Here is a 23,991-nt window from a genome sequence, read left to right as displayed (position 1 = left end):
CAACACCCGCAGAAACGGATATTCACCCAAAACCCCAAGAGTCTGGTCGGCCCAAAGGCCGCCAAGCTCACCAAACCAAATCAAGACTCCTTGCGAACCCTGAACCAAGCCGCATACAACGCCGGCAAAAACAAAAGCGTCAAAGCAGTAGCAACAATCAACCCCCCCATAATCGCCACCGCCATCGGCCCAAAAAACACACTGCGAGAAAGCGGAATCATCGCCAACACCGCCGCCAAAGCCGTCAACACAATCGGCCGGAACCGCCGCACAGTCGCCTCGATTATCGCCTGCCACGGCTTGAGCCCGGCGGCGATATCCTGCTCGATCTGATCCACCAGAATCACCGAGTTACGCATGATCATCCCCGACAGCGCGATCGTCCCGAGCATCGCCACAAACCCGAACGGCTGACGGAACACCAGCAGAAACAGCGTCACCCCGATCAACCCCAGCGGTGCGGTCAGAAACACCATCGCCGTGCGTGAAAAACTGCGCAACTGCACCATCAGCAACGTCAGCACCACGACAATGAACATTGGTACGCCAGCGTTCACCGACTTCTGCCCACGCTCCGAATCCTCCACCGTACCGCCGACATCCAGCAAATAGCCGTCCGGCAATTCGGCACGAATCGGATCAAGCGTCGGCATGATCTGCTTCACCAGCGTCGCCGGCTGCTCCTTGCCATAGATGTCGGCGCGCACGGTCACGTTCGGCAGGCGATTGCGGTGCCAGATGATGCCTTCCTCGAAGCCATATTCCAGCGTGGCAATCTGCGACAGCGCGACGCTGCGACCGTTGTCGGTCGGCACCGCCAGACTCGGCAGCAACGACAGCTCGGTGCGCTCGTGCACGGTGCCGCGCAGGAGGATTTCGATCAGTTCGTTGTCCTCGCGGTACTGGCTGACGCTGGAACCGGTCAGCGAACTCTGGAGGAATTTCGCCAGATTCGCCGTGCTCACGCCCAACGCCCGGGCGCGATCCTGATCGATGTTCAGGTACACGACCTTGCTCGGCTCTTCCCAGTCCAGATGCACGTTCACCACATGCGGGTTCTCGCGCACCTTGGCCGCGACTTTCCGGGCCAGTGCACGCACTTCCTCAATGTGCTCGCCGGTGACGCGGAACTGCACCGGATAGCCAACCGGCGGGCCGTTTTCCAGACGCGTGACCCGCGAGCGCAGGGACGGGAACTGCTCGTTCAACGTGTCGATCAGCCACGTGCGCAGCGCTTCGCGCTCCTCGATGGTTTTCGCCAGCACGACAAATTGGGCGAAGCTCGCCGCCGGCAGTTGTTGATCCAGCGGCAGGTAGAAACGTGGCGAACCGGTGCCGACGTAAGCGACATAGTTGTCGATGCCGGCGTGATCCTTGAGCATCGCTTCCAGCCGTTTGACCTCACCCGTGGTATTGGCCAGCGAGGCGCCTTCGGCAAGCTTCAGATCGACCATCAACTCCAGTCGCCCGGAAGCCGGGAAGAACTGCTGCGGCACAAACCGGAACAACGCCACCGACGCCACGAACAGCAGCACGGTGAGCACGATCACGGTTTTGCGCCGACGTACGCACCACTCCACCAGACGCCGTACCCGCTGGTAGAACGGCGTTCCGTAAGGATCCGTCTGGCCGTCAGCCGTACCGTGTTTGGCTGCGTGAATCTTCGCCAGATCCGGCAGGAGCTTTTCCCCCAGATACGGCACAAACACCACGGCCGCTACCCAGGATGCGAGCAAGGCGATGGTCACCACCTGGAAGATCGAGCGGGTGTATTCGCCTGTGCCCGACTGCGCCGTGGCAATCGGCAGGAAGCCTGCCGCGGTGATCAGCGTACCGGTGAGCATCGGGAACGCGGTGCTGGTCCAGGCATAACTGGCAGCCTTGATCCGGTCGAAACCCTGCTCCATTTTGATCGCCATCATTTCTACGGCGATTATCGCGTCGTCCACCAGCAAACCCAGCGCCAGTACCAGCGCACCGAGGGAAATCTTGTGCAGGCCGATGCCGAGGTAATACATGCAGGCGAACGTCATCGCCAGCACCAGCGGAATGGTCAGCGCCACCACCATGCCGGTGCGCACGCCGAGCGAAAAGAAGCTCACCAGCAACACGATGGCCAGCGCTTCGACCAGCACCTGGACGAACTCGCCGACGCCGGTTTTCACAGCTGCGGGCTGATCGGAGACCTTGCGCAACTGCATGCCGGCCGGGAGGTTTTTCTGGATCCGGGCGAATTCGATTTCCAGGGCCTTGCCCAGCACCAGAATGTCGCCGCCGTCCTTCATCGCCACCGCAAGGCCGATGGCGTCTTCGCCCATGAAGCGCATGCGCGGTGCCGGAGGATCGTTGAAACCACGCCGCACGTCAGCGACATCGGAGATGCGGAACGTACGATCCCCGACCCGGATCGGGAAGTTCTTGATCTCGTCGACTGTCTGAAAATTCCCCGAAACCCGTAGCTGCAATCGCTCGCTGCCGGTTTCGAAGAAGCCGGCGGTGGACACCGCGTTCTGTTCTTCCAGCGCCTGCTGCACGGCTGCCAGTGGCAAGCCGAGGGTGGCGAGTTTGACGTTGGACAGCTCGACCCAGACCTTCTCGTCCTGCAAACCGAGCAGATCGACCTTGCCCACGTCCTTGACCCGTTGCAGCTGGATCTGGATGCGGTCGGCGTAATCCTTGAGCACCGCGTAGTCGAAACCGTCGCCGGTCAGCGCATAGATATTGCCGAAGGTGGTGCCGAATTCATCGTTGAAAAACGGCCCCTGAATCCCCGGAGGCAAGGTCTGGCGAATGTCGCTGACTTTCTTGCGCACCTGGTACCAGAGATCCGGAATCTCTACCGAATGCATGGAGTCGCGGGCAATGAACGTGACCTGGGATTCACCGGGGCGCGAGAACGAAACGATGCGCTCGTACTCGCCGGTTTCCATCAGTTTCTTTTCAATGCGCTCGGTAACCTGGCGCGAAACTTCCTGGGCCGTGGCGCCCGGCCAGCGAGTCTGGATGACCATCGCCTTGAAGGTGAATGGCGGGTCTTCACTCTGGCCGAGCTTGGTGTAGGACAAGGCGCCGACAATCGCCAGCAAAAGCATCAGGAACAGTACGATCTGGCGATTGCGCAGCGCCCAGGCGGAAAGATTGAAATCCATCGGGGGATTACTCCTTGCCAGCCAGATTGACCACGCGGTTGGAGCGATCCACCGGACGCACCTGCTGCCCTTCCAGCAGCACGTGGACGCCAGCGGCGACCACCCAGTCGCTGGCGGTCAGCCCCTCAAGCACCGGCACTGTTTTCTCACCGAACGGGCCGGTGCGCACCGGGGTCTTTTTCAACGTGTTGTTGGCGCTGACGACCCAGACGTAGGTCGCGCCGTTTTCGGCCGTCAGCGCCGAGAGCGGCACCGACAGCGGGATGACATCGGCGGTCTGCACGAAGACCCGGGCGCTCTGGCCCAGTTCCGCCGGGACTTTGCCGGAAGTGAATGAAATACGTGCGGCGAAGGTGCGGGATTTCGGATCGGCGGCCGGCGACAGCTCGCGGATCTGCCCGGCGAAGCGCTGATTCTGTTGCGTCCACAGCTCCACCGAGACAGGCTGGCCGACCTTGAAGCGGCCGAAGCTCTGCTCCGGCAGGCTGATCAGCACTTCCCGCTCGCCATCAGTGGCGAGGGTAAAAACGGTCTGCCCGGCGGCGACCACTTGCCCGACTTCCACCGAACGCTTGGCCACCACGCCATCCTGGGGCGCACGCAGCACGGCGTAACTGGCCTGATTGGTCGAGACGTTGAATTCGGCTTTGATCTGTTTGAGGCGGGCTTCGCCGGAGCGGTAGAGGTTCTCGGCATTGTCGTAGGCCGAGCGGCTGACCATCTGCCGTTCCATCAAGGTCTTGTAGCGGTCACGCTCGGCGCGCACCAGGTTCAGGTTGGCTTCGGCGGCCGCGACCTGAGCCCGGGTGGCTTCCAGTTGCAGGCGTACATCCTGCGGATCGAGTTCGGCGAGTGGTTGGTCGGCCTTCACGCGCTGGCCTTCCTCGACCAGTCGTCGGCTGACTTTGCCGCCGATGCGGAACGCCAGATCGGGTTCGTAGCGGGCGCGAACCTCGCCCGGATAACTTTCCATCGCCTGCGCCGAAGGCTCTGGCTGCACCACCATGGCCGGTCGCACGCTGACTTGCGTCACCTCTTCCTTGCCACATGCCGACAATAAAAACGCCAGACTGACTGGCACCGCAAAGGACAACGCATGGCGGAACATGGTGAAGGACCTTTCGCTAAGGAGGCTTGGAATAATTATACTGGCCGGTATGTTATTAATAGCAAACTCACCAGTCCAGTATTAAAAGCGAAGAATGTCGAACAATCTTTCAGCTCCAAACGGCCCCGGCCGCCCGAAGGATCCGGCCAAGCGCCAGGCGATTCTCGAGGCGGCGAAAATCCTGTTCCTGAGTCATGGCTATGCCAACACCAGCATGGACGCGGTGGCCGCCGAGGCCGGGGTGTCGAAGCTGACGGTCTACAGCCATTTCAACGACAAGGAGACGCTGTTCTCCGCCGCCGTAGTGGCCAAATGCGAGGAGCAATTGCCGCCGCTGTTCTTTGAATTGCCGGACGGCATCGCGGTGGAAAATGTGTTGCTGAACATTGCGCGAGGCTTTCACCACCTGATCAACAGCGATGAATCGGTGAACCTGCATCGCCTGATCATGGCCTTGGGCAGTCAGGATCCCAACCTGTCACTGATCTTCTTCGAGGCCGGCCCCCAGCGCATGGTGCAAGGCATGGAACGCTTACTGCGGCGGATTCACGAAACCGGCGTGCTGAGCATCGACAACCCGCACAACGCCGCCGAGCACTTCTTTTGCCTGATCAAGGGTGCGGGGAATTTCCGCCTGTTGTACGGCTGCGGTGAGCCGCTGACCGGCGAGGCGGCAGAAAGTCATGTGCAGGAAGTGGTCGAGCTGTTCATGCGGGCCTATCGACCCTGAAAACAAAAATCCCACGCCATGCGTGGGATTTTCTTATGCGACGGCTCAGGCCTTGAGCGCTTTCTTCGGGTAGATGTCATAGCGGCTGGATTTGCCGTCCAGCGCATGACTCGGTTTCGGCCCTTCGATGCAAGGTGCCTTGCGCGGTCGCTTGACCACCACCCGGTGCGTGGCCAGTGCCAGCGCCGCTTCCAGCAAGGCCGGTGCATCCGGATCATCGCCCACCAACGGGCGGAACAGGCGCATTTCCTTCTTCACCAGCGCGGTTTTCTCACGATGCGGGAACATCGGGTCGAGGTAGATCACCTGCGGCGGCTCGCCCTCCCAATTGCGCATCACCTCGATGGAGTTGCCCTTGAGCAGCTTCATCCGAGCCACGATCGGCGCCACCTCGAAGTCTTCCGCCGCTCGGGCCAGACCATCCTCCAGCAAGGCGCCGATCAATGGCTGACGCTCGATCAGGCTCATCTCGCAACCGAGACTGGCCAGCACGAACGCATCCTTGCCCAACCCTGCCGTGGCATCCAGTACCCGAGGGCGCACGCCCTGGGCGATGCCTACCGCCTTGGCGATCATCTGTCCGCTGCCACCGCCGTACAACCGACGGTGAGCCGCGCCACCTTCGACGAAGTCGACCCGCACCGGCCCCGGCGCATCCGGTCCCAGTTGTTGCAGCTGCAAACCCTGCTCGCCGACCTGCAGGGCAAACTCACCGTCAGCCACCTGCAACGGCAGATCCAGGCGCTGCGCCCACTGTTCAGCCTGCGCTTCGAACGTCGGGCCGAGGGCCTCGACATGGATGCGGCAGGCCGCGGGTTGCTCAATCATGGAAAACACGCTCAAAAAAGTTAAGGATCGGCAAAAACCGCCGATAACCCAATCAACGCGCATTTTGCCAGAGCTGAGCGTCAACCGAAAAAAATGTCAGGCATTCTTCCCACATCGATTGGCTACATTTCGCCCACAGGCGATTTCAGCCGTCATAACACTCAAGCATTGGGCGGCGTCAGCCACCTGTGGCAGGATTTTTTTGCCCAGGCACTGGCCGAGCAATCGAGTGATGTGGTGCCGGCCTGTGGCACGTTCCCACCGGTTGACCTGGAAAGCCCTGAAGAACCGACCGTCGGCAGCGAACTGCACGCGCACATCGTCAGCCAGCGCGAATGCGATGTGGTTGAAACCGAGGTGCGTCCGCCGGAGCCGCTGTTTCTGCCGATCGCCGAAATCGACATGACACTGGCCGAGCCGTACCCTCCGTTCCCGCCAGAAGAAATCAAGACTCAGCAAAAGCAGCAGGATTTCGACAGCAGCTGGGTTCGTCCGGTCGTGATCAACAACGGCCAGCCGATTCTGGAGCCAGGCCCTGCCCCGCAGAAAAAACCGCTGTACCTGCCGATTGCCGAATTCGATCTGGATCTGCTGCAGCCGTACCCGCCGTTCCCACCGGAAGAAATCGTCGAGCAGCAGAAAGCCCTGGACTTCGATAACGGCTGGGTGCGCCCGATCGTTCAGCAGAACCTGCGCATCGCCGCCTGATCCCTCAGCGACACACGCTCCAGCGCCCGACATCGACATGAAAGTGATTGCGATGGGCTGTGTTGTAGTCCGGACTCAACACCACACTGAACGCATCGCAGGCACCATCGCGCACCTGACGTAGAAACTGCGCGTCCTGATTTTGCTTCGGCCAGTCCTTGAGCACGCTGATCGCACGACCATCCGCAAGACGGAAGCCAGCGATGTCCAGCGCATCGGCGCTGGCATGGCGACTCAGGGCGCCGTTCTCACGGTTGTAGACGTTGCGGCAGGCGAAACTGCCGAGGTGATCGACCCGAGCCACCGATTGACCGTAGACCTGCTGCGCCGCCGGTTGCAGCGTATGGCGCTCGAACATCGCAAACGCCACGGCCAACGGGCAACTGGCGAGAAAGCTGCTGCTGAGCCCCACCCCGCCGCCCTGCACGCGCAAAGCGCCGATCAGCGGGCATTTCGCATCGGGACTGTCGGCCTGTGGCGAAACCCGCAGGCCGGAGCTGCCCAATGCCTGCTCGCACAAGGCCGGATCGCTGCGCAGGCGCATCAACTTGTAGCCCGTGAGCCAGTTGGGCGTCGCCTGCACGTCCAGTGGCGCCCACGGGTTCCATTGCGGCGGCACATCGAGCCAACCGCGCCAGACGCCAATCAGGCTGCCACCGATGGTCAGCAGCCCTGCCAACAGCAGCCAGCGCCCCATGCTCATCCCTTGAAGAATTGATTGGCCTTGGCGTACGGCATCGAACGGGAGGTGAAGGTGAACGTGCCGGACTGCTGGATCTCTTCCGCCGCGCGGAAAAACTCACCCAATGCCGCCAGTGCCAGCGCCGAGCCGGTGCTGATCCGCTTCACGCCCATTTCTTCCAGCTGCTGCACGGTCAGTTTCAAGCCGCCGGACATCAACACATTGACCGGTTTCGGCGCCACCGCGCGCACAACCGCCAGAATTTCTTCGGCGGTGTGCAGGCCCGGCGCGTACAGCACGTCGGCGCCGGCTTCGGCAAAGGCCTGCAAGCGGCGGATGGTGTCGTTGAGATCGGGATTGCCGTGCAGATAGTTTTCCGCACGGGCCGTCAGCATGAAGGGAAACGGCAAGGTGCGCACCGCAGAGACCGCGGCTTCGATCCGCGCCACCGCGTGTTCGAAGCAGTAGATCGGCGTGTCTTCCCGGCCGGTGGCATCTTCGATCGAACCACCCACGGCGCCTGCCTCGGCTGCGCGGATCAGACTTTGCGCCGATTCGGCCGGGGCGTCGGCAAAACCGTTTTCCAGATCCACCGCCACCGGCAGATCGGTGGCCGCGACAATCGCCCGGACATTGGCCAGCGTATCGTCGAGACTCAGGCCGCCATCGGCTCTGCCCTGAGAAAATGCATAACCGGCGCTGGTGGTCGCCAGCGCCTGATAGCCGAGACTGGCGAGCATCTTCGCGGAACCGGCATCCCACGGATTGGGAATCACAAAAATCCCGGAGCGTTCGTGCAGGGCTTTGAAGGTTTCGGCTTTACGGGCTTGTTGTTGACGGGCTTGGGCGTCCATCGGCAGGCTCCAGGGCAGGAAAGAAATCCGCCTCAGAGCAGGCCAAGTTGCTCGGCGGCGGGTTCTCTGTATAGCTCAGGCAAGGGTCGCAGGCCAGGCAAACGTTGCATCAGTTGTGCGTGAAAACGTTGCGCCAGTTTCGCCGCAAGAATGTTGTCGGCGGTGTGCAGGAAGATGTACGGCGTGCGCCCCTCTTCGATCCACTCGGCGATCTTCGCCACCCACGGCACCAGAAACGGATCGTTGGCCTCAAGCTCCGGATGGCCAATGAAGCGCACCTGCGGGAATTGAGTGAATGCTGCCGGACGCGTCGGTACGCGGGGCTTTTTCGATTGGGCGTGGATCACCGACGATTCGGTGGACAAACAACTGAACAGTGCGCGGGGATCAAGACAGATGCGCTCCACGCCGCGATCCAGCAGCAGCCGATTGAGCAGTCGCTCACTCTCGCCCTTGGCGAAGAATTGTTCGTGGCGCACTTCCACCGCCAGCGGACAATCCAGCGCATCGATGAACGCGGCGAGCTCCGGCAAGCGATGCGGCGTGAAGCTTTTCGACAGTTGCAGCCACATTGGCGAAACGCGCTCGCCGAGCGGCTTGAGTAGCTGGAGGAAGGTTTCGGCGGCGGTCAGTTGATCGCGCAAGTCGCCGCTGTGGCTGATATCACCGGGAAACTTGGCGGTGAAACGAAAGTGCTCCGGCATCACCTCGGCCCAGCGCTGCACGGTGACGGGCGACGGGCTGGCGTAGAAGGTCGTGTTGCCTTCCACGGCGTTGAACACTTGCGAATAGAGTCCGAGCAAATCGGAGGTCTTGGCGTCTACCGGATACAGGTACTCGCGCCAGGCGTTTTCGCTCCAGGACGGGCAACCGAGGTAGTAAGGCAGTTCCATCAGATGTACAGATCGAGGCCCAGCACGTCTGCATCCCAATCGACAAAACCGGCGGTGCTCAGGTAGCTGGCCAGGGCCATGGCCACGCTTTTCTTCATCGCGCGGTGATAAATCATGTCTTGTTGACGGGCGGGCAGATTGCTCAGGCGTTGGGCGGTGGCTTTGGCGGCACGGGCAGCCAGTTGCTCTTCGGTCGGGAATTCCAGCTCGCCGTCGATATCGTCGACGGACTCATCCAGCGCCGGATTGCCTTTGCGAGGCTTGCGCTTGATGGGGTAGGAATGAGTGGAAACGCCGTCTATACGCATAAAGTCATGCTCGGTATCGATGATGGCAATTTAGCGGCACCTGACCGACTTAGCAAATCGCCGAGTGATAACTAGAACACATAAAAGACAAAAGGTTTAAAGCGCGGGGTTAGAAACGGACGATTGGCAGGAACGGCAGAACCCTGTGGCGAATGCCACAGGGTAAATGGCCTCAGCGGGCTTTCGGGGTGGCCACTTTGTCGCGCAGGTAAACCGGCTGGGCGTCATCTGCCGGAATCGCTTCGCCACGCTCCCAGGCAAATCGCGCGAGGGTCAGCAGGTCTTCGGCATGGGGCAGCATGCCCGCATCGGAACCGCTCAGATTCACCGCGATACGCTCGCCATAACCCCAGCCAGTCCCGGCACCGAACCAGTCACCCGAAGCATCGTCCGGCAGCGCGGCGACTTCCGGCGGCAGCACCGCCTCGGTGCCGACCAGACGCATCTCCCCGGCCGTCTCGCGGTAGCAGCCCCAATACACCTCATCCATGCGCGCATCGATGGCGGCCGCGACCTGGCTCACGCCGTGCTCGCGATAAGCCCGTTGCGCCAGCACGGCCAGGTTCGACACCGGCAACACCGGGCGATCCAGCGCGAACGCCAGGCCCTGCACCACACCGATGGCAATCCGCACGCCGGTGAAAGCGCCCGGGCCACGGCCGAAGGCGATGGCGTCCACCGCTTGCAGGGTGGTGCCGGCGTCGGCCAGCAGTTGCTGGATCATCGGCAGCAGTTTCTGCGCATGCAGGCGCGGGATCACCTCGTAATGGCTCGTGACCTTGCCGTCATGCAGCAAGGCAACGGAGCAAGCTTCAGTCGCGGTGTCCAGGGCCAGCAAGGTGCTCATCGATGTGTCCGTAAATCAGGTGGGGAAAAAGTGCGCCAGTATAAACAACTACGGCCCGCAAGCGGGCCGTGGATGATGCAGCGGATCAGGTTTTTCAGCTCAGCGCTTCAAGCACCTTGGCGGTGATCGCTTCAACCGAACCGACGCCAGGGATGTGGCTGTACTTCGGCTTGCCACCGTTCCTGGCGGACAGGTTCTGGTAGAACTCCACCAGCGGCTTGGTCTGCGAGTGGTAGACCGACAGGCGATGACGCACGGTTTCTTCGGTGTCGTCCTTGCGCTGTACCAGCTCTTCGCCGGTGATGTCGTCTTTGCCGGCCAGTTTCGGCGGGTTGTAGACGATGTGGTAAACGCGGCCGCTGGCCTCGTGAACGCGACGACCGGCGATACGCTGAACGATTTCTTCGTCTTCAACGGCGATTTCGACCACGGCGTCCAGCTCGACACCGGCAGTCACCAGCGCTTCAGCCTGAGGAATGGTGCGCGGGAAGCCATCGAACAGGAAACCGTTGGCGCAGTCAGCCTGAGCTATACGGTCCTTGACCAGCGCGATGATCAGGTCATCCGACACCAGGCCGCCGGCATCCATGATGCTCTTGGCCTTGATGCCCAGCTCGGTGCCGGCCTTGACCGCAGCACGCAGCATGTCGCCGGTGGAGATTTGCGGAATGCCGAATTTCTCGGTGATGAACTTAGCCTGAGTACCTTTACCGGCCCCGGGAGCTCCCAGCAGAATGACGCGCATCGATGTGCTCCTCAATTTTTTATATAAAAAACAACGGATTCGCCTCGTGGGGCCAATCTCATAAAACGGGTCGTGGCCGCCCAAACGGCCAAAGGCTGATCAAGATACACAGCAGGTTGCGCCCACACAAGACGCCAAAAGTCGGAGAAACCGGCGCCCGCCGCGACCTTGCGACGCGGTTCCCCAAGTCGCAACCCCATCATTAACTGTCGCCTGACCGCATTTTTCCTACAGTCAATAAACGGCACCCGAGGTTCGCCCCGGGTGCCCCGCCCCACGCAGAAAACCTTAGCCGGTATTTCGCAAACCGGCGGCAATCCCCGCCACAGACACCAGCAACGCCTGTTCCACCGGGCTGCCCTGCTCGACATTCTGCTGCCGCGAACGCGCCAGCAACTCGGCCTGCAATAGATGCAGCGGGTCGAGGTAGGTGTTGCGCAGACGGATGAATTCCAGGGTGTCCGGGCTATGTGCCAGTAGCTGCGACTGACCGGTCAGGCCGAGGACGACGGAACACGCCTGCGACAATAGGTCGCGTAAGTGCACACCCAAAGGCAGCAAGTCCGACTCCACCAGACGCTCGTCGTAGGACAGCGCAATGTCGGCATCGGCCTTGGCCAGCACCATCTCCAGCATGTCGATGCGTGTGCGGAAGAACGGCCACTGCTCGCGCATCTGCCCGAGCAATTCGCCTTCGCCGCGCTCCAGCGCCTTGCTCAATGCGGTTTCCCAACCAAGCCAGGCTGGCAGCATCAGGCGGGTCTGGGTCCAGCCGAAGATCCACGGAATCGCCCGCAGACTTTCGATCCCGCCGGCGCGGCGCTTGGCCGGACGACTGCCCAATGGCAAACGCCCCAACTCCTGCTCCGGGGTCGACTGGCGGAAATACTCGACGAACTGTGGATTCTCCCGCACCACTGCGCGGTAGGCGGCGACACCGTCAGCGGCCAGTTCGTCCATCAAATGCCGCCATTCAGGCGTCGGTGGTGGCGGTGGCAACAGGGTCGCTTCGAGCACCGCCGCCAGATACAGATTGAGGTTTTGCTCGGCGATGTCCGGCAGGCCGAATTTGAATCTAATCATTTCCCCCTGCTCGGTGGTGCGGAAACGTCCGGCCACCGAACCCGGCGGCTGCGACAGAATCGCCGCGTGCGCCGGGCCGCCGCCACGTCCCACGGTACCACCGCGACCGTGAAACAGCAGCAGTTCGACTTGCTGCTCGCGACAGATTTCCACCAGCCGCTCCTGCGCCCGGTACTGCGCCCACGCCGCCGCGGTGGTGCCGGCGTCCTTGGCCGAGTCGGAATAGCCGATCATCACTTCCTGCGGGCCTTGCAGCCGCGCGCGGTAACCCGGCAGCAGCAACAGACGTTCGATCACAGGGCCGGCGTTGTCGAGGTCCGCGAGGGTTTCGAACAGCGGCACCACGCGCATCGGCCGCAGTACGCCGGACTCCTTGAGCAGCAGTTGCACTGCCAGCACATCGGAAGCGGCACCGGCCATGGAGATCACGTAGGAGCCCAGCGAAGCGCCCGGCGCGGCGGCGATTTCCTTGCAGGTGGCGAGCACTTCGGCGGTGTCGGCCGAAGGTTTGAAATGCGCCGGCAGCAACGGCCGACGGTTTTGCAGCTCGCGAGTGAGGAAGCTGATGCGCTGTTCTTCGTCCCACTCTTCGTATTTGCCGAGGCCGAGGTAATCGGTGATTTCGGTCATGGCCGCGCTGTGGCGGGACGAATCCTGACGCACATCGAGGCGCACCAGGAACAGGCCGAAAGTCACGGCCCGACGCAGGCAATCGAGCAACGGCCCGTCGGCGATCACGCCCATGCCGCATTCATGCAGCGAGTTGAAACACAGCTCCAGCGGATCGAGCAGGTCGCGGTTATTGTGCAGCACATCGGCAGACGCCGGCGTGGTCGCCGTCAAAGATGCATGAGCCCAGTTGCGCGTGGCGCGCAGCCGCTCACGCAATTGCTTGAGCACCGCCCGATACGGCTCGGCACTGTCGCCGGCTCGGGCCTTGAGCGCTTCGCTGGCCTGCTGCATCGACAGTTCGGCAGCCAGATGATCGACGTCACGCAGGTACAGATCCGCCGCCATCCAGCGCGCCAGCAACAACACTTCGCGGGTCACGGCAGCCGTCACGTTCGGGTTGCCGTCACGGTCGCCGCCCATCCACGAAGCGAAGCGGATCGGCGCAGCTTCCAGCGGCAAGCGCAAACCCGTGGCCGCGAACAGCGCCTGATCGGCTTTGCGCATATGATGGGGAATCGCCTGCCACAGCGAGTGTTCGATCACCGCAAAACCCCACTTGGCTTCGTCCACCGGGGTTGGCCGGGTGCGGCGGATTTCTTCTGTGTGCCAAGCTTCAGCAATGAGGCGTTGCAGGGTGTTGTGGATCTGCTCGCGCTCGGCCGTGGTCAGGTCACGGTGATCCTGAGCCGCCAGTTGCGCGGCAATCGCGTCGTACTTCTGGATCAGCGTGCGGCGGGCCACTTCGGTCGGGTGCGCGGTCAGCACCAGTTCGATTTCCAGCCGCGCCAGTTGCCGGGCCAGGGATTCGGCGCTGTGCCCTTCGTTGCGCAGGCGGGCGAGCAGTTCCGGCAGCACGCGGGATTCGAACGGCGCGGCCTGGGTCTCTTCGCGGCGATGGATGAGCTGGTACTGCTCGGCGATGTTCGCCAGGTTGAGAAACTGGTTGAAGGCCCGCGCCACCGGCAATAGTTCGTCTTCGCTCAATTGATTGAGGCTGGCGCTGAGTTCGGCGTCCATCGAGCCGCGCCGGTCGGCCTTGGCGCCCTTGCGAATCTGCTCGATCTTGTCGAGAAACGCCTCGCCGTACTGGTCCCGAATGGTGTTGCCCAACAGCTCACCGAGCAGGTGAACGTCTTCGCGCAAGCGTGCATCAATATCGGTCATCAGCATCTCTCCAGCAGTAATCGGTGACGGATCGCAAGTGAGTGGATGAACAGAGAGTGCCGCTCTGGAACGCTTCTTACAAGCAGACGACGAAGGGACTTTAAACCTTGAGGGTTGAAGCTAGTCTCAACAGTAAGCCGCACAACGGCTTGCCGCCGGCTGACGCCGGACACTCACCAAGACCTGCCATGAGCAGGTGCGACATGAGGTTTTTATGAAAATCCGTGAACTCGCCCAGCATTGGGAAGAAACCGCCAAGGGTCGCCTGACCGATACCGGCTACACGATTCATCTGGATGTGGAAGCTGCCGCACGCCTGGCGGCAATCGCCGAGATGTACCCCAAACGCCACGCCGAAGAACTGCTCGGCGAGCTGATCGGCGCCGCCCTCGAAGAGTTCGAAGCGAGCCTGCCGTATGTGAAAGGTTCGACCGTGGTCGCCACTGACGAGGAAGGCGATCCGCTGTATGAAGATGTCGGCCCGACCCCGCGTTTTCTCGCGTTGTCGCGGCGTCATCTGCACGACTTGTCGGCGGCTGCCGGCAAGCAAAAACACTGATCCTTGACCCTTCAAAACGGTGGGAATGGTTTGCCCTTGATGGCGTCAGTTCAGCCGCAAACGGGTTGAATTGGATGGCCTCATCGCTGGCAAGCCAGCTCCCACAGGGACTTTATTTTCCCTCCGCTTTTACGCCATTTTTCGCCCGCGCGTACCATTCTCCCCCGCCAAAGTTCCCGGTTTAGAGCCCTGTCCGTTTGGTCAAAGATTTTTTGGCGATGGGCCATCTTTTCTGAACTTTTGAAAAATGCCTTCGGTCGGAACAGGTAACCACGCCTGGAACGAGCGTTTCAAAACGCACTTGCACATGAAGGTTGCGGCTCCGCTACCAGGATGGATTTCGAAGCTTTCAAGGAGTTAACCAATGGAGTTGAAGACCATGAAGACCCAAACCTCGTTTTCCCACCTGCGCGGTCTGAAACTGGCCGCTCTCGCCATCGGCACCAGCTTCGTGCTGGCCGGTTGCGCTGGCAATCCACCGACCGAGCAGTACGCCGTGACTCAATCGGCGGTCAACAGCGCGGTCAGCGCCGGCGGTACCGAGTTCGCCGCCGTGGAGATGAAGCAGGCTCAGGACAAGCTGAAGCAAGCCGAAATCGCCATGCACGACAAGAAATATGATGAGGCCCGCACCCTCGCCGAACAGGCCGAGTGGGACGCCCGCGTCGCTGAACGCAAGGCTCAGGCGATGAAAGCCGAACAAGCTGTGAAGGATTCCCAGAAAGGTGTTCAGGAACTGCGTCAGGAAAGTCAGCGCACCGTGCAGTAAGCGCGCATCCCGACCGCAAGGCTGAAACTCTTATCGATAGAAAGGACGAACGATTATGCGTAAACAACTGATGATCCCCGCTCTCCTGGCCGCAAGCGTTGCCCTGGCTGCCTGCTCGACGCCGCCGAACCCGAACCTGGAACAGGCGCGCACCAACTACGCCGGGCTGCAGGCCAACCCGCAGGCCAGCAAAGTCGCGGCGCTGGAAACCAAGGATGCCAGTGATTACCTGGACAAGGCCGACAAGGCTTATCTGGACAAGGAAGACCAGCACAAGGTCGACCAGCTGGCCTATCTGACCAACCAGCGCGTGGAAGTGGCCAAGCAGACCATCGCTCTGCGTACCGCTGAAGCCAATCTGAAGAACGCCGCCGCCCAACGTGCCCAGGCCCGCCTGGACGCTCGCGATCAGCAGATCAAACAGCTGCAGGACAGCCTCAACGCCAAGCAGACCGATCGCGGTACTTTGGTGACCTTCGGTGACGTGCTGTTTGCCACCAACAAGGCCGACCTGAAATCCAGCGGTCTGGTGAACATCAACAAACTGGCGCAATTCCTTCAGGAAAACCCTGATCGCAAAGTGATCGTCGAGGGCTACACCGACAGCACCGGTACTGCGAGCTACAACCAGTCGCTGTCCGAGCGCCGCGCGACCTCGGTGCAGGTTGCACTGATCAAGATGGGCGTCGACCCATCGCGCATCGTCGCTCAAGGTTACGGCAAGGAATACCCGGTAGCGGATAACACCTCCGTCTCGGGCCGTGCGATGAACCGTCGCGTGGAAGTGACCATTTCCAACGACAACCAGCCAGTGATGCCGCGTTCGGCCGTGAGCTCGACCGCGCACTGATTCGCTGAGCGGTAAATGAAAAGCCCCGCCTGATTTGATCAGGCGGGGCTTTTTTGTCCGTCGCACATTTACTCTTCGAGCTTCTGCGGCGTCTCTTGGCCCATGCAGCGCACAGCCTTTTTCTGACTGTTGACCAGCACCCCGGTCAGGCCTTTCTGTTCGGTGTCGAACAGCACCAGCACGCCATCGATGCACTGCGCCACTTGCGGCGCCGGGGTCAGGGAAACTTTGTAGTCTTCGCCGGGAACGGTCTTGAGCATGGTGAATTCGTTGAGCAGCAACGCATCCTCGGGTTTGGCGAAGTGCAGGTAGCCGTAGTACCACAGGGCACCGACGGTGCCGAGGATGCTGCAGATGCCGGTGATGATCAGCGGGATGGCGTTACGTTCTTCACTCATTGCGGACTCTCTGGTGGTTCGTCTTCAGAATTCGGGGGTGTCGGATAATTCGGGATCTCGCCGAGGCGGCGCAGGCCGTTGAAGTGTTCGGGGTCGTCGAGGTAACGCAGCATCACCTGACGCCAGACCGGATCGCCGAAGGTCTGCACATGGCCGCCACGAGTCAGTTGCAGCACGCGCGGTGGCGGCGCAGCTTGATACAGACGGATGCCGTTGGAAAGGGGCACCAGCGGATCGTCGAGGCTGTGGAAGATCAGTTTCGGCACGCCGTTGAGCTGCGGCATCGCGTTGATCGCACTGTCGCCGTCCGGCACCAGCCACGACAACGGCACCTGAAACGGCCACGTCAGCCATGAGGTGCTGAGGGCGTATTGGCCGACGCTGCGGTAACTGGCGGGCACGCCGTCGAGCACCAGCGCCTTGAGCTGTTTTTGTCTTCCCGGATGTTGCACCAGCCAATGCACCGCCATCGCGCCGCCGAGACTCTGGCCCAGCAGCACCAGCGGTTTGCCTTTGACCTCAGGCGCCTTGTCCAGCCAGGCGAAGGCGGCATCGATGTCCTGATAGATCGCCGGCAGGCTCGGTTCGCCCTCGGACAAGCCGTAACCGCGATAGTCCACCAGCAGCACTTGATAGCCGTTTTTCGGCAACCACCAGCTTCCGCCCAGGTGCATCGGCAGATTCCCGCCGTTGCCGTGCAGGTGCAGGACCGTACCCTTGACCTCGACCCCGGGTTTGGCCGGCAGCCACCAGGCATTCAGCTTGAGGCCGTCGGCGGTGGTCAGGGTGACGGTGCGGTATTCGAGTTTGGCCTTTTCCGGGGTGAAGATCTGACCCGGTTCGGGGTAGAACAGCAAGGAGCTGCAACCGCCGAGGGTCAGGAGCAGGCAAAGGATGCCGAGGATTCTCATCCGGTGAAACCTCGCAGGGTTCGGATTCCCGCGCGCAGCGCGGGAATGATCAATGGGCCTACAGGATGTTGGAGTAATCGGCCTCGATCCGGTCCAGGCTCAAGTGGTTGAGGAAGTTGGAGAAGCACATCCACGCCGACAGCGCGTTCATGTCGCGGAACTGGTCCGGCAGGTACTTGGGCGGCACCACCAGGCCTTCGTCCACCAGCTGACGCAGGGTTCGCATGTCCTCAAGCGTGGTCTTGCCGCAGAACAACAACGGGATCTGCTCGAGCTTGCCCTTGCGCACGGCCAACTGAATGTAGTTGTAAACCATGATGAAGCCCTTGAGGTAGGACAAGTCTTTGGTGAATGGCAGACCGGTCGGCGTCGATCCACGGAAAACCCGACTGGCGTTGCCGTAGCTTTCCGCCATCTCGAAGCCCTGCTCGCGGAAGAACTCGAAAATCTGCAGGAAGTCCGCGCCCTCCTCGACCATGTGAATGGCGCGGGTGCGGTTAGTCAGTTTGCGCAGGCGGCTTGGGTAGGAAGCGAACGCGATGATTTCCATCAGGATCGCCAGGCCTTCCTGAGTCACCGTCGACGAGGGCGGGCCCTTGGACAGGAAGGTGCAGATCGGCTGGTTCAAGCCGTTGAGCGTGGTGCCGACGTGCACCAGGCCTTCGTGGACTTCCAGCGCACGCACGTCGCGGTCGTTGAACATCGCGTCGGTGCGGATCTTGATGTAGTCGGCACCCGCCGCCGCGTCGGCGACGATACCGTCGGACTCAAACACGCGGATGGTTTCTTCAGCCTCGCCGAACACCTTGTTCAGGCGGGTTTGCAACAGGTGAACGGCGTCCTTGGCGGTAAGGGTCTTCGGTTCGTCCTTCAGATCGCCACGACCGTCGATGTTGTTCAGATAGTCCGACATCATCAGGCCAAGGTCGGCCAGGGTCGGGTCACCGGCGTGGAACGCATCGGACGCGGCGCCGTACAGTTCCTGGGAAATCAGGCCGAAATCCTCGGTGCCGCGCGCTTCGAGCATGCGCACCACCATCCGGTATTCCTTGCACATGCGACGCATGATCTGGCCGACCGGGTTGAACTGGCCGAGCTGGCGGGTGATGTCCCGCTCGATGTTCTGGAATTCCAGCTTGACCTTGCTCGAATCAAAGGACAGCGGCCGGTTGAGGTAGTAGTCACGATCCACCGCCGGCAATTCCTTGCCCTTGGCCTTGAGGAAGCCCTTGCGGATGTTCTCGTCCCACTTGACCGCGTCGAGCACGCGGATCGGCGTCTGCGCCAGCACTATGCGATCGGACAGAATGCGTATCGTCTGCTGGTAATCGTCCACCCGAAACTCCTGTAGAAAACGTGACGAACTGAATTATTTGGCTTTGGCCTGATGCTGATAGCGCGCCGCTTCGACGAAAACGTCGGAATTGGCCGGGTCGTCGAGGTAAGCAAAGACCTTTTCAAGCGGGCTGTCGACCTGCACGCCCTCGCCGTCATCGGTCTGGAAGCCCTGGCCGTCGAGGGTCTTCTGGGCGATGGCCTGGTTGATCTGTTCGAGGTCGAGGTTGTAGATCACCAGTTCGCGCTTGTCGGTGATCTCGAAGCCGGCGATGGTGAAGTGCCCGCCGTATTGCGCCGGCACCTTCGCCGACAGATACCAGCGGTTGCCGTGGCGCGACACCGTGAACGGATAGGCTTCACGCTCGCGGGGTTTGGCCTTGAAGTACGCAACCGCCTGATAGCGATCGTTGCCCAGGCGCGTCAGCTCCAGATTCATCGGCTCGCCCCAGGCATTGGTGCTCGACCATTTGCCGAGCAAGCCCTTGGGCGCCGGTTCACTGGCGGGCAGCGGCTCGCGGAAGGTCACCAGACAACCGCTGAGCAGCAGGAACGACAAGGCGATCAGCACGCCACGCCAGGCTTTCATTCGACACTCCCTTGAACACCCGTTTCTTCTGATCGTTCCTACGCTCTGCGTGGGAATGCATACAGTGACGTTCTGCGTCACAGTGGACGCGGAGCGTCCATGGCGGCATTCCCACGCAGAGCGAGGGAACGATCAGGGTCGAGAATTACACCGACGCGAGTACCAGGTGCATATAGCGCGTCAGAATGCCGAGCATGTCCTCTTCAGCCAAAGGCTCGGCGTCGTTGAGCAGGCCCTGATATTCCATCCGTCCGATAATCGCCGTCAACACCTTGGCATCCTGCTGCGGCTCGCGCGAGCCCAATACCTGGAACAACTGGCAGGTGCCCTGCAAGAGAATCTGCTGATGGGAACGCACCAATTCCGCCAGACGCGGGTTGAGCAGCGCCTCCTGACGGAACGCCTGCTCGGCCATCAAATGCTCGCGACGGTTGACCAGTTGCCGATGCACGTAATCAGCCATCAACCGCGCGATATCGTCGGCCAGTTGTGAGCGCGACTCCGGGCTGCCGTCACCGCTGACCACCATTTCGCGCAGCAGGCCTTCGTTGTTGATCCACAGCTTGGCCATGTAGGCCGCACTGCGTTCGACGTACTGGGCGAAGGTATCGGTGAGCAGGTCATCGATGTCCTTGAAGTAATACGTGGTGGCCGACAGCGGCACACCGGCCTCGGCCGCCACCGCCCGGTGACGCACGGCCCGCACGCCGTCGCGCACGACAATGCGCATCGCCGCATCGAGAATGTCCTGTCGACGCTGTTCACTGCCCTGCCGGCTGGCCTTGCGGCCCTGGTACTGAACACTTTCAGCGACCGCAGTGGCGATTCCCGCTGCACCCTCTTGAGCCATTGCACCGATCACGACAGGCATACCTCTGTTGTTTTCTTCAAAATTAACCATTTGATACGTTTGTACCAGACAGGCAATAAAAAGCCGCCCATTTCAGGCGGCTTTTTTATTGAAACACTTACGCTTGTGGCCGCATGTGCGGGAACAGGATCACGTCGCGGATCGACGGGGAGTTGGTCAGCAGCATCACCAGACGGTCGATGCCGATACCTTCGCCGGCCGTTGGCGGCATGCCGTACTCCAGCGCACGAACGAAGTCGGCGTCGTAGTGCATGGCTTCGTCGTCGCCGGCGTCCTTGTCGGCCACCTGCGCCATGAAGCGCTCGGCCTGGTCTTCCGCGTCGTTCAGCTCGGAGTAGGCGTTGGCGATTTCACGGCCGCCGATGAACAGCTCGAAGCGGTCGGTGACGTTCGGGTTGTCGTCGTTGCGACGGGCCAGCGGCGACACTTCGAACGGATACTGGGTAATGAAGTGCGGCTGTTCCAGCTTGTGCTCGACCAGCTCTTCGAAAATCATCACCTGCAGCTTGCCCAGACCTTCGAAGCCCAGCACCTTGGCGCCGGCCTTCTTGGCGATGGCGCGCGCCTTGTCGATGTCGTTCAGGTCATCGGCGGTCAGCTCGGGGTTGTACTTGAGGATCGAGTCGAACACCGACAGGCGTACGAACGGCTCGCCGAAGTGGAACACCTTGTCGCCGTACGGCACGTCAGTGCTGCCCAGAACCAACTGCGCCAGTTCACGGAACAGTTCTTCGGTCAGGTCCATGTTGTCTTCGTAGTCGGCGTAAGCCTGGTAGAACTCCAACATGGTGAATTCAGGGTTGTGACGAGTCGAAACGCCTTCGTTACGGAAGTTGCGGTTGATCTCGAACACTTTTTCGAAGCCACCAACCACCAGACGCTTGAGGTACAGCTCTGGCGCGATACGCAGGAACATTTCCATGTCCAGCGCGTTGTGGTGGGTTTCGAACGGCTTGGCCGCGGCGCCGCCAGGAATGGTCTGCAGCATCGGCGTTTCGACTTCGAGGAAGTCGCGCTTCATCAGGAAGCTGCGAATGTGTGCGATCACTTGCGAACGGACGCGGAAGGTCTGACGCACGTCTTCGTTGACGATCAGGTCAACGTAGCGCTGACGGTAGCGCTGTTCGGTGTCGGTCAGGCCGTGGTGCTTGTCCGGCAGCGGGCGCAGGGATTTGGTCAGCAGGCGCACGCTGGTCATCTCGACGTACAGGTCGCCCTTGCCGGAACGGGCCAGGGTGCCTTCGGCGGCGATGATGTCACCCATGTCCCAGGTTTTCACCGCGGCCAGGGTTTCTTCGGACAGGGTCTTGCGGTTGACGTAGACCTGGATGCGACCGGTCATGTCCTGGATCACCATGAACGAGCCACGGTTGAGCATGATGCGACCTGCAACCTTGACCGGGATCGCAGCCTCTGCCAGCTCTTCCTTGGTCTTGTCCGCGTACTGTTTCTGCAGTGCTTCGCAGTAGTTTTCGCGGCGGAAGTCGTTCGGGAAGGCATTGCCCTTGGCGCGCTCGGCAGCAAGCTTTTCCTTGCGCAGGGCGATCAGGGAGTTTTCTTCCTGTTGCAGGGCCTGGTCGAGTTGTTGGTCGCTCATGTCTTTAAATATTCCATCACAGGTTCGTTGCCCCCGGGCCTTTCGGCCCGGGGATCGCCAGCAGGCTGGCTCCTACAGAGATCGAGTTGAATCAGCCGATCCTGTATTGCGTTTCTTACAGGCCCGATTTCAGGCTGGCTTCCAGGTATTCGTCGATGTCGCCGTCGAGCACCTTGTCGCAGTCACTGCGTTCGATGTTGGTGCGCAGATCCTTGATCCGCGACGCATCGAGCACGTACGAACGGATCTGGTGACCCCAGCCGATATCCGACTTGGTGTCTTCCAGCGCCTGGGACGCCGCGTTGCGCTTCTGCATTTCCTGCTCGTACAACTTGGCCCGCAGCATTTTCATGGCGGTGTCCTTGTTGGCGTGCTGGGAACGTTCGTTCTGGCAGCTCACCACGGTGTTGGTCGGTACGTGGGTGATACGTACGGCCGAGTCGGTGGTGTTTACGTGCTGACCACCGGCACCGGAGGAACGATAGGTGTCGATCCGCAGGTCTGCCGGGTTGATTTCGATTTCCACCTTGTCGTCGATCTCTGGCGAGACGAAAACTGCGGAGAACGAGGTATGGCGACGGTTGCCGGAGTCGAACGGGCTCTTGCGCACCAGACGGTGCACGCCGATCTCGGTACGCAGCCAGCCAAAGGCGTATTCGCCCTTGATGTGTACGGTCGCACCCTTGATCCCGGCGACTTCACCGGCCGACAGCTCCATGATGGTCGCGTCGAAACCGCGTTTGTCGGCCCAGCGCAGGTACATGCGCAGCAGGATGTTGGCCCAGTCCTGTGCTTCGGTGCCGCCGGAACCGGCCTGGATGTCCAGGTAGGCGTTGTTCGGGTCCATCTCGTGGCTGAACATACGGCGGAATTCGAGCTTGGACAGGGACTCTTCGAGACCTTGAAGGACTTCGACGACGTCGTTGACCGCGCCCTCGTCGTTCTCTTCAACGGCCATGTCCAGCAGCTCGCGGCAATCGGCCAGGCCACCGTTCAGTTCGTCGAGGGTATCGACGATCTGCGCCAGCGCAGCGCGCTCGCGGCCCAGTTCCTGGGCGTATTCAGGTTTGTTCCAGACTGCAGGATCTTCAAGCTCGCGATTGACTTCGATCAGACGCTCATGCTTTTGATCGTAGTCAAAGATACCCCCGAATAGTTTCGGAGCGCTCGGACAGGTCCTTGATGGTGTTCAGGATCGGGTTGATTTCCATGACGGGCAGCACTCGTTGGCGAACTTTTGAAAGCCGGCGAGTATAACGTAATCAAGCTGTCACGGCAGCCCGTCTGGCGGCTCTTGAGGCGAATGAACCCGATGGTTCATTCGATCCCCACCTGATTGCGCCCGTTGTTCTTGGCCAGGTACAGGCCACGGTCCGCCGCCGAGATCAGCAACCGGCAGTCGCTGCCCGACTCCGGCACCATGGTCGCCAGGCCGATGCTGATGGTCAGGCTCGAGCCTTCGGCCGGGGCATTGTGCGGAATCTTCAGCGCCGCGACCGTCTGGCGCAGCTTTTCCGCCACCAGTCGGGCCCCGCCAGGCGAAGTGTTCGGCAGCACCAGCGCAAATTCTTCGCCGCCATAACGCGCCGGCAGATCGGACGGCCGGGCGCTGGCCTCGCGGATCGCCGTGGCGACCTTGCGCAACGCTTCGTCGCCTTCGACGTGGCCGAAGGTGTCGTTGTAGGACTTGAAGTAATCGACGTCGATCATCAGCAGCGACAACTGGCTCTGGTCGCGCAGCGAACGGCGCCATTCCAGTTCCAGGTATTCGTCGAAGTGCCGGCGGTTGGACAGCCCGGTCAGGCCGTCGGAGTTCATCAACCGCTGCAGGACGAGGTTGGTGTCGAGTAATTGCTGCTGGCTGACCCGCAGCGCGCGGTAGGCCGCATCCCGTTGCAACAGGGTCATGTAGGAGCGCGAGTGATAGCGGATGCGCGCCACCAGCTCGATGTTGTCCGGCAGTTTCACCAGATAATCGTTGGCCCCGGCGGAGAACGCCGCGCTCTTGATCAGCGGGTCTTCCTTGGTCGACAGGACGATGATCGGAATGTCCTTGGTCGCCGGGTGATTGCGGTATTCGCGCACCAGACTCAGGCCGTCGAGGCCGGGCATCACCAGATCCTGCAGGATCACGGTCGGCTTGATCCGCACCGCATGTGCCACGGCAAGATGCGGGTCGGAGCAGAAGTGGAAGTCGATGTTCTCTTCATTCGACAGCCCACGGCGCACGGCTTCGCCGATCATCGCCTGATCGTCCACCAACAACACCATGGCGGCGTTCTCGTCGGTTTTGATGTCATCGATCTGTAAGTCATTCATGGGCGGTCACCTGAGTGCTGCG

23 protein-coding genes are annotated in these 23,991 nt (G+C 61.3%); 5 read left to right on the top strand and 18 right to left on the bottom strand.

The window, feature by feature from the left end; all coding sequences use genetic code 11:
- Positions 1-80: 80 nt before the first annotated feature.
- Positions 81-3,149, bottom strand: coding sequence for an efflux RND transporter permease subunit (locus L6D82_RS03485; RefSeq protein ID WP_236188086.1), 3,069 nt, complete (start codon positions 3,147-3,149; stop codon positions 81-83).
- Between the two features lie 7 nt (positions 3,150-3,156).
- Complete coding sequence (locus L6D82_RS03480) at positions 3,157-4,257, bottom strand: efflux RND transporter periplasmic adaptor subunit (RefSeq protein WP_236188085.1); 1,101 nt, start codon at positions 4,255-4,257, stop codon at positions 3,157-3,159.
- A 94-nt stretch (positions 4,258-4,351) separates the two neighbouring features.
- On the opposite strand from L6D82_RS03480, the gene L6D82_RS03475 reads away from it, so the two are divergent.
- Positions 4,352-4,987, top strand: a complete 636-nt coding sequence (locus L6D82_RS03475; protein WP_236188084.1) for a TetR/AcrR family transcriptional regulator — start codon at positions 4,352-4,354, stop codon at positions 4,985-4,987.
- 45 nt (positions 4,988-5,032) lie between these two features.
- Here the strand turns inward: L6D82_RS03475 and L6D82_RS03470 are convergent, their stop codons facing one another.
- Positions 5,033-5,815, bottom strand: a complete 783-nt coding sequence (locus tag L6D82_RS03470) for a class I SAM-dependent methyltransferase (RefSeq protein WP_102686542.1) — start codon at positions 5,813-5,815, stop codon at positions 5,033-5,035.
- A gap of 93 nt (positions 5,816-5,908) precedes the next feature.
- On the opposite strand from L6D82_RS03470, the gene L6D82_RS03465 reads away from it, so the two are divergent.
- On the top strand, positions 5,909-6,523 hold the full coding sequence (locus L6D82_RS03465; protein WP_236188082.1) for an energy transducer TonB: 615 nt from the start codon (positions 5,909-5,911) through the stop codon (positions 6,521-6,523).
- Between the two features lie 4 nt (positions 6,524-6,527).
- Here L6D82_RS03465 and L6D82_RS03460 read toward each other — a convergent pair whose 3' ends face one another.
- The 7 genes from L6D82_RS03460 to ppc all read right to left on the bottom strand — a co-directional run bounded on the left by L6D82_RS03460 (position 6,528) and on the right by ppc (position 13,771).
- Complete coding sequence (locus L6D82_RS03460) at positions 6,528-7,220, bottom strand: extensin-like domain-containing protein (protein WP_236188081.1); 693 nt, start codon at positions 7,218-7,220, stop codon at positions 6,528-6,530.
- 2 nt (positions 7,221-7,222) lie between these two features.
- Entirely contained in the window at positions 7,223-8,059 is an 837-nt protein-coding gene (locus L6D82_RS03455; protein WP_236188079.1) for an isocitrate lyase/PEP mutase family protein, read from the bottom strand.
- A 32-nt stretch (positions 8,060-8,091) separates the two neighbouring features.
- A complete protein-coding gene (locus L6D82_RS03450; protein WP_236188078.1) occupies positions 8,092-8,952 on the bottom strand; it encodes a DUF72 domain-containing protein in 861 nt (286 codons plus the stop codon).
- On the bottom strand, positions 8,952-9,260 hold the full coding sequence (locus L6D82_RS03445; RefSeq protein WP_007954720.1) for a hypothetical protein: 309 nt from the start codon (positions 9,258-9,260) through the stop codon (positions 8,952-8,954). The genes L6D82_RS03450 and L6D82_RS03445 overlap by 1 nt, the downstream gene beginning before the upstream one ends.
- Before the next feature lie 172 nt (positions 9,261-9,432).
- Positions 9,433-10,107 (bottom strand): tRNA (adenosine(37)-N6)-threonylcarbamoyltransferase complex dimerization subunit type 1 TsaB, encoded by a 675-nt coding sequence (tsaB, locus tag L6D82_RS03440; protein WP_085748087.1) that lies wholly within the window; start codon positions 10,105-10,107, stop codon positions 9,433-9,435.
- 94 nt (positions 10,108-10,201) lie between these two features.
- Positions 10,202-10,852 (bottom strand): adenylate kinase, encoded by a 651-nt coding sequence (gene adk / locus L6D82_RS03435; RefSeq protein ID WP_236188077.1) that lies wholly within the window; start codon positions 10,850-10,852, stop codon positions 10,202-10,204.
- A gap of 288 nt (positions 10,853-11,140) precedes the next feature.
- The gene (gene ppc / locus L6D82_RS03430) at positions 11,141-13,771 is read right to left on the bottom strand and encodes a phosphoenolpyruvate carboxylase (RefSeq protein ID WP_236188076.1); all 2,631 of its coding nucleotides are present in this window, start codon (positions 13,769-13,771) and stop codon (positions 11,141-11,143) included.
- Between the two features lie 214 nt (positions 13,772-13,985).
- Between ppc and L6D82_RS03425 the strand changes: the two genes are divergently transcribed.
- From L6D82_RS03425 to lptF, 3 genes are all read left to right on the top strand, one after another.
- Positions 13,986-14,330, top strand: coding sequence for a hypothetical protein (locus tag L6D82_RS03425; RefSeq protein WP_011332654.1), 345 nt, complete (start codon positions 13,986-13,988; stop codon positions 14,328-14,330).
- Between the two features lie 364 nt (positions 14,331-14,694).
- Positions 14,695-15,099, top strand: coding sequence for a DUF4398 domain-containing protein (locus L6D82_RS03420; RefSeq protein WP_085697302.1), 405 nt, complete (start codon positions 14,695-14,697; stop codon positions 15,097-15,099).
- Positions 15,100-15,154: 55 nt separating this feature from the next.
- Positions 15,155-15,949, top strand: a complete 795-nt coding sequence (lptF, locus tag L6D82_RS03415) for a lipotoxin F family OmpA-related lipoprotein LptF (protein WP_102717182.1) — start codon at positions 15,155-15,157, stop codon at positions 15,947-15,949.
- Positions 15,950-16,017: 68 nt separating this feature from the next.
- On the opposite strand, the gene L6D82_RS03410 is transcribed toward lptF, so the two are convergent.
- The 8 genes from L6D82_RS03410 to L6D82_RS03375 form a co-directional block, all read right to left on the bottom strand.
- Positions 16,018-16,347: a PA3694 family proteiin gene (locus L6D82_RS03410; RefSeq protein WP_085748084.1), complete on the bottom strand. Its 330-nt coding sequence runs from the start codon at positions 16,345-16,347 to the stop codon at positions 16,018-16,020.
- Positions 16,344-17,258: an alpha/beta hydrolase gene (locus L6D82_RS03405; protein WP_236188075.1), complete on the bottom strand. Its 915-nt coding sequence runs from the start codon at positions 17,256-17,258 to the stop codon at positions 16,344-16,346. The genes L6D82_RS03410 and L6D82_RS03405 overlap by 4 nt, the downstream gene beginning before the upstream one ends.
- Before the next feature lie 58 nt (positions 17,259-17,316).
- Positions 17,317-18,594: a flavohemoglobin expression-modulating QEGLA motif protein gene (locus L6D82_RS03400; RefSeq protein WP_129974054.1), complete on the bottom strand. Its 1,278-nt coding sequence runs from the start codon at positions 18,592-18,594 to the stop codon at positions 17,317-17,319.
- Between the two features lie 33 nt (positions 18,595-18,627).
- A complete protein-coding gene (locus L6D82_RS03395; RefSeq protein ID WP_011332648.1) occupies positions 18,628-19,182 on the bottom strand; it encodes a hypothetical protein in 555 nt (184 codons plus the stop codon).
- A 145-nt stretch (positions 19,183-19,327) separates the two neighbouring features.
- A complete protein-coding gene (locus L6D82_RS03390; protein ID WP_011332647.1) occupies positions 19,328-20,032 on the bottom strand; it encodes a TetR/AcrR family transcriptional regulator in 705 nt (234 codons plus the stop codon).
- Between the two features lie 118 nt (positions 20,033-20,150).
- Entirely contained in the window at positions 20,151-21,650 is a 1,500-nt protein-coding gene (gene lysS / locus L6D82_RS03385) for a lysine--tRNA ligase (RefSeq protein ID WP_085748082.1), read from the bottom strand.
- Between the two features lie 115 nt (positions 21,651-21,765).
- Positions 21,766-22,861 (bottom strand): peptide chain release factor 2 gene (prfB, locus tag L6D82_RS03380; protein WP_102621447.1). Its coding sequence is split into 2 segments (ribosomal slippage): positions 21,766-22,788 and positions 22,790-22,861, totalling 1,095 coding nucleotides; the frame shifts between segments, so codons are not numbered across the junction.
- Positions 22,862-22,967: 106 nt separating this feature from the next.
- On the bottom strand, positions 22,968-23,969 hold the full coding sequence (locus L6D82_RS03375; protein ID WP_011332645.1) for a response regulator: 1,002 nt from the start codon (positions 23,967-23,969) through the stop codon (positions 22,968-22,970).
- Positions 23,970-23,991 lie beyond the last annotated feature (22 nt).

This window comes from Pseudomonas paraglycinae (assembly GCF_021601625.1).
Lineage (GTDB): Bacteria > Pseudomonadota > Gammaproteobacteria > Pseudomonadales > Pseudomonadaceae > Aquipseudomonas > Aquipseudomonas paraglycinae.
Note: the sequence above shows the minus strand (reverse complement) of the source record. Positions and strands in the feature narration are given on the sequence as shown.

Bases quoted from the DNA above. Each gene is read 5' to 3' on its own strand.
- L6D82_RS03460 (WP_236188081.1), bottom strand. From the start codon at position 7,220: ATGGGGCGCTGGCTGCTGTTGGCAGGGCTGCTGACCATCGGTGGCAGC.
- tsaB (WP_085748087.1), bottom strand. From the start codon at position 10,107: ATGAGCACCTTGCTGGCCCTGGACACCGCGACTGAAGCTTGCTCCGTT.
- L6D82_RS03390 (WP_011332647.1), bottom strand. From the start codon at position 20,032: ATGGCTCAAGAGGGTGCAGCGGGAATCGCCACTGCGGTCGCTGAAAGT.
- L6D82_RS03480 (WP_236188085.1), bottom strand. From the start codon at position 4,257: ATGTTCCGCCATGCGTTGTCCTTTGCGGTGCCAGTCAGTCTGGCGTTT.
- L6D82_RS03470 (WP_102686542.1), bottom strand. From the start codon at position 5,815: ATGATTGAGCAACCCGCGGCCTGCCGCATCCATGTCGAGGCCCTCGGC.
- L6D82_RS03475 (WP_236188084.1), top strand. From the start codon at position 4,352: ATGTCGAACAATCTTTCAGCTCCAAACGGCCCCGGCCGCCCGAAGGAT.
- adk (WP_236188077.1), bottom strand. From the start codon at position 10,852: ATGCGCGTCATTCTGCTGGGAGCTCCCGGGGCCGGTAAAGGTACTCAG.
- L6D82_RS03455 (WP_236188079.1), bottom strand. From the start codon at position 8,059: ATGGACGCCCAAGCCCGTCAACAACAAGCCCGTAAAGCCGAAACCTTC.
- L6D82_RS03445 (WP_007954720.1), bottom strand. From the start codon at position 9,260: ATGCGTATAGACGGCGTTTCCACTCATTCCTACCCCATCAAGCGCAAG.
- lysS (WP_085748082.1), bottom strand. From the start codon at position 21,650: ATGAGCGACCAACAACTCGACCAGGCCCTGCAACAGGAAGAAAACTCC.
- L6D82_RS03485 (WP_236188086.1), bottom strand. From the start codon at position 3,149: ATGGATTTCAATCTTTCCGCCTGGGCGCTGCGCAATCGCCAGATCGTA.
- L6D82_RS03405 (WP_236188075.1), bottom strand. From the start codon at position 17,258: ATGAGAATCCTCGGCATCCTTTGCCTGCTCCTGACCCTCGGCGGTTGC.
- ppc (WP_236188076.1), bottom strand. From the start codon at position 13,771: ATGACCGATATTGATGCACGCTTGCGCGAAGACGTTCACCTGCTCGGT.
- L6D82_RS03375 (WP_011332645.1), bottom strand. From the start codon at position 23,969: ATGAATGACTTACAGATCGATGACATCAAAACCGACGAGAACGCCGCC.
- L6D82_RS03425 (WP_011332654.1), top strand. From the start codon at position 13,986: ATGAAAATCCGTGAACTCGCCCAGCATTGGGAAGAAACCGCCAAGGGT.
- L6D82_RS03395 (WP_011332648.1), bottom strand. From the start codon at position 19,182: ATGAAAGCCTGGCGTGGCGTGCTGATCGCCTTGTCGTTCCTGCTGCTC.
- L6D82_RS03420 (WP_085697302.1), top strand. From the start codon at position 14,695: ATGGAGTTGAAGACCATGAAGACCCAAACCTCGTTTTCCCACCTGCGC.
- lptF (WP_102717182.1), top strand. From the start codon at position 15,155: ATGCGTAAACAACTGATGATCCCCGCTCTCCTGGCCGCAAGCGTTGCC.
- L6D82_RS03410 (WP_085748084.1), bottom strand. From the start codon at position 16,347: ATGAGTGAAGAACGTAACGCCATCCCGCTGATCATCACCGGCATCTGC.
- L6D82_RS03450 (WP_236188078.1), bottom strand. From the start codon at position 8,952: ATGGAACTGCCTTACTACCTCGGTTGCCCGTCCTGGAGCGAAAACGCC.
- L6D82_RS03465 (WP_236188082.1), top strand. From the start codon at position 5,909: ATGTCAGGCATTCTTCCCACATCGATTGGCTACATTTCGCCCACAGGC.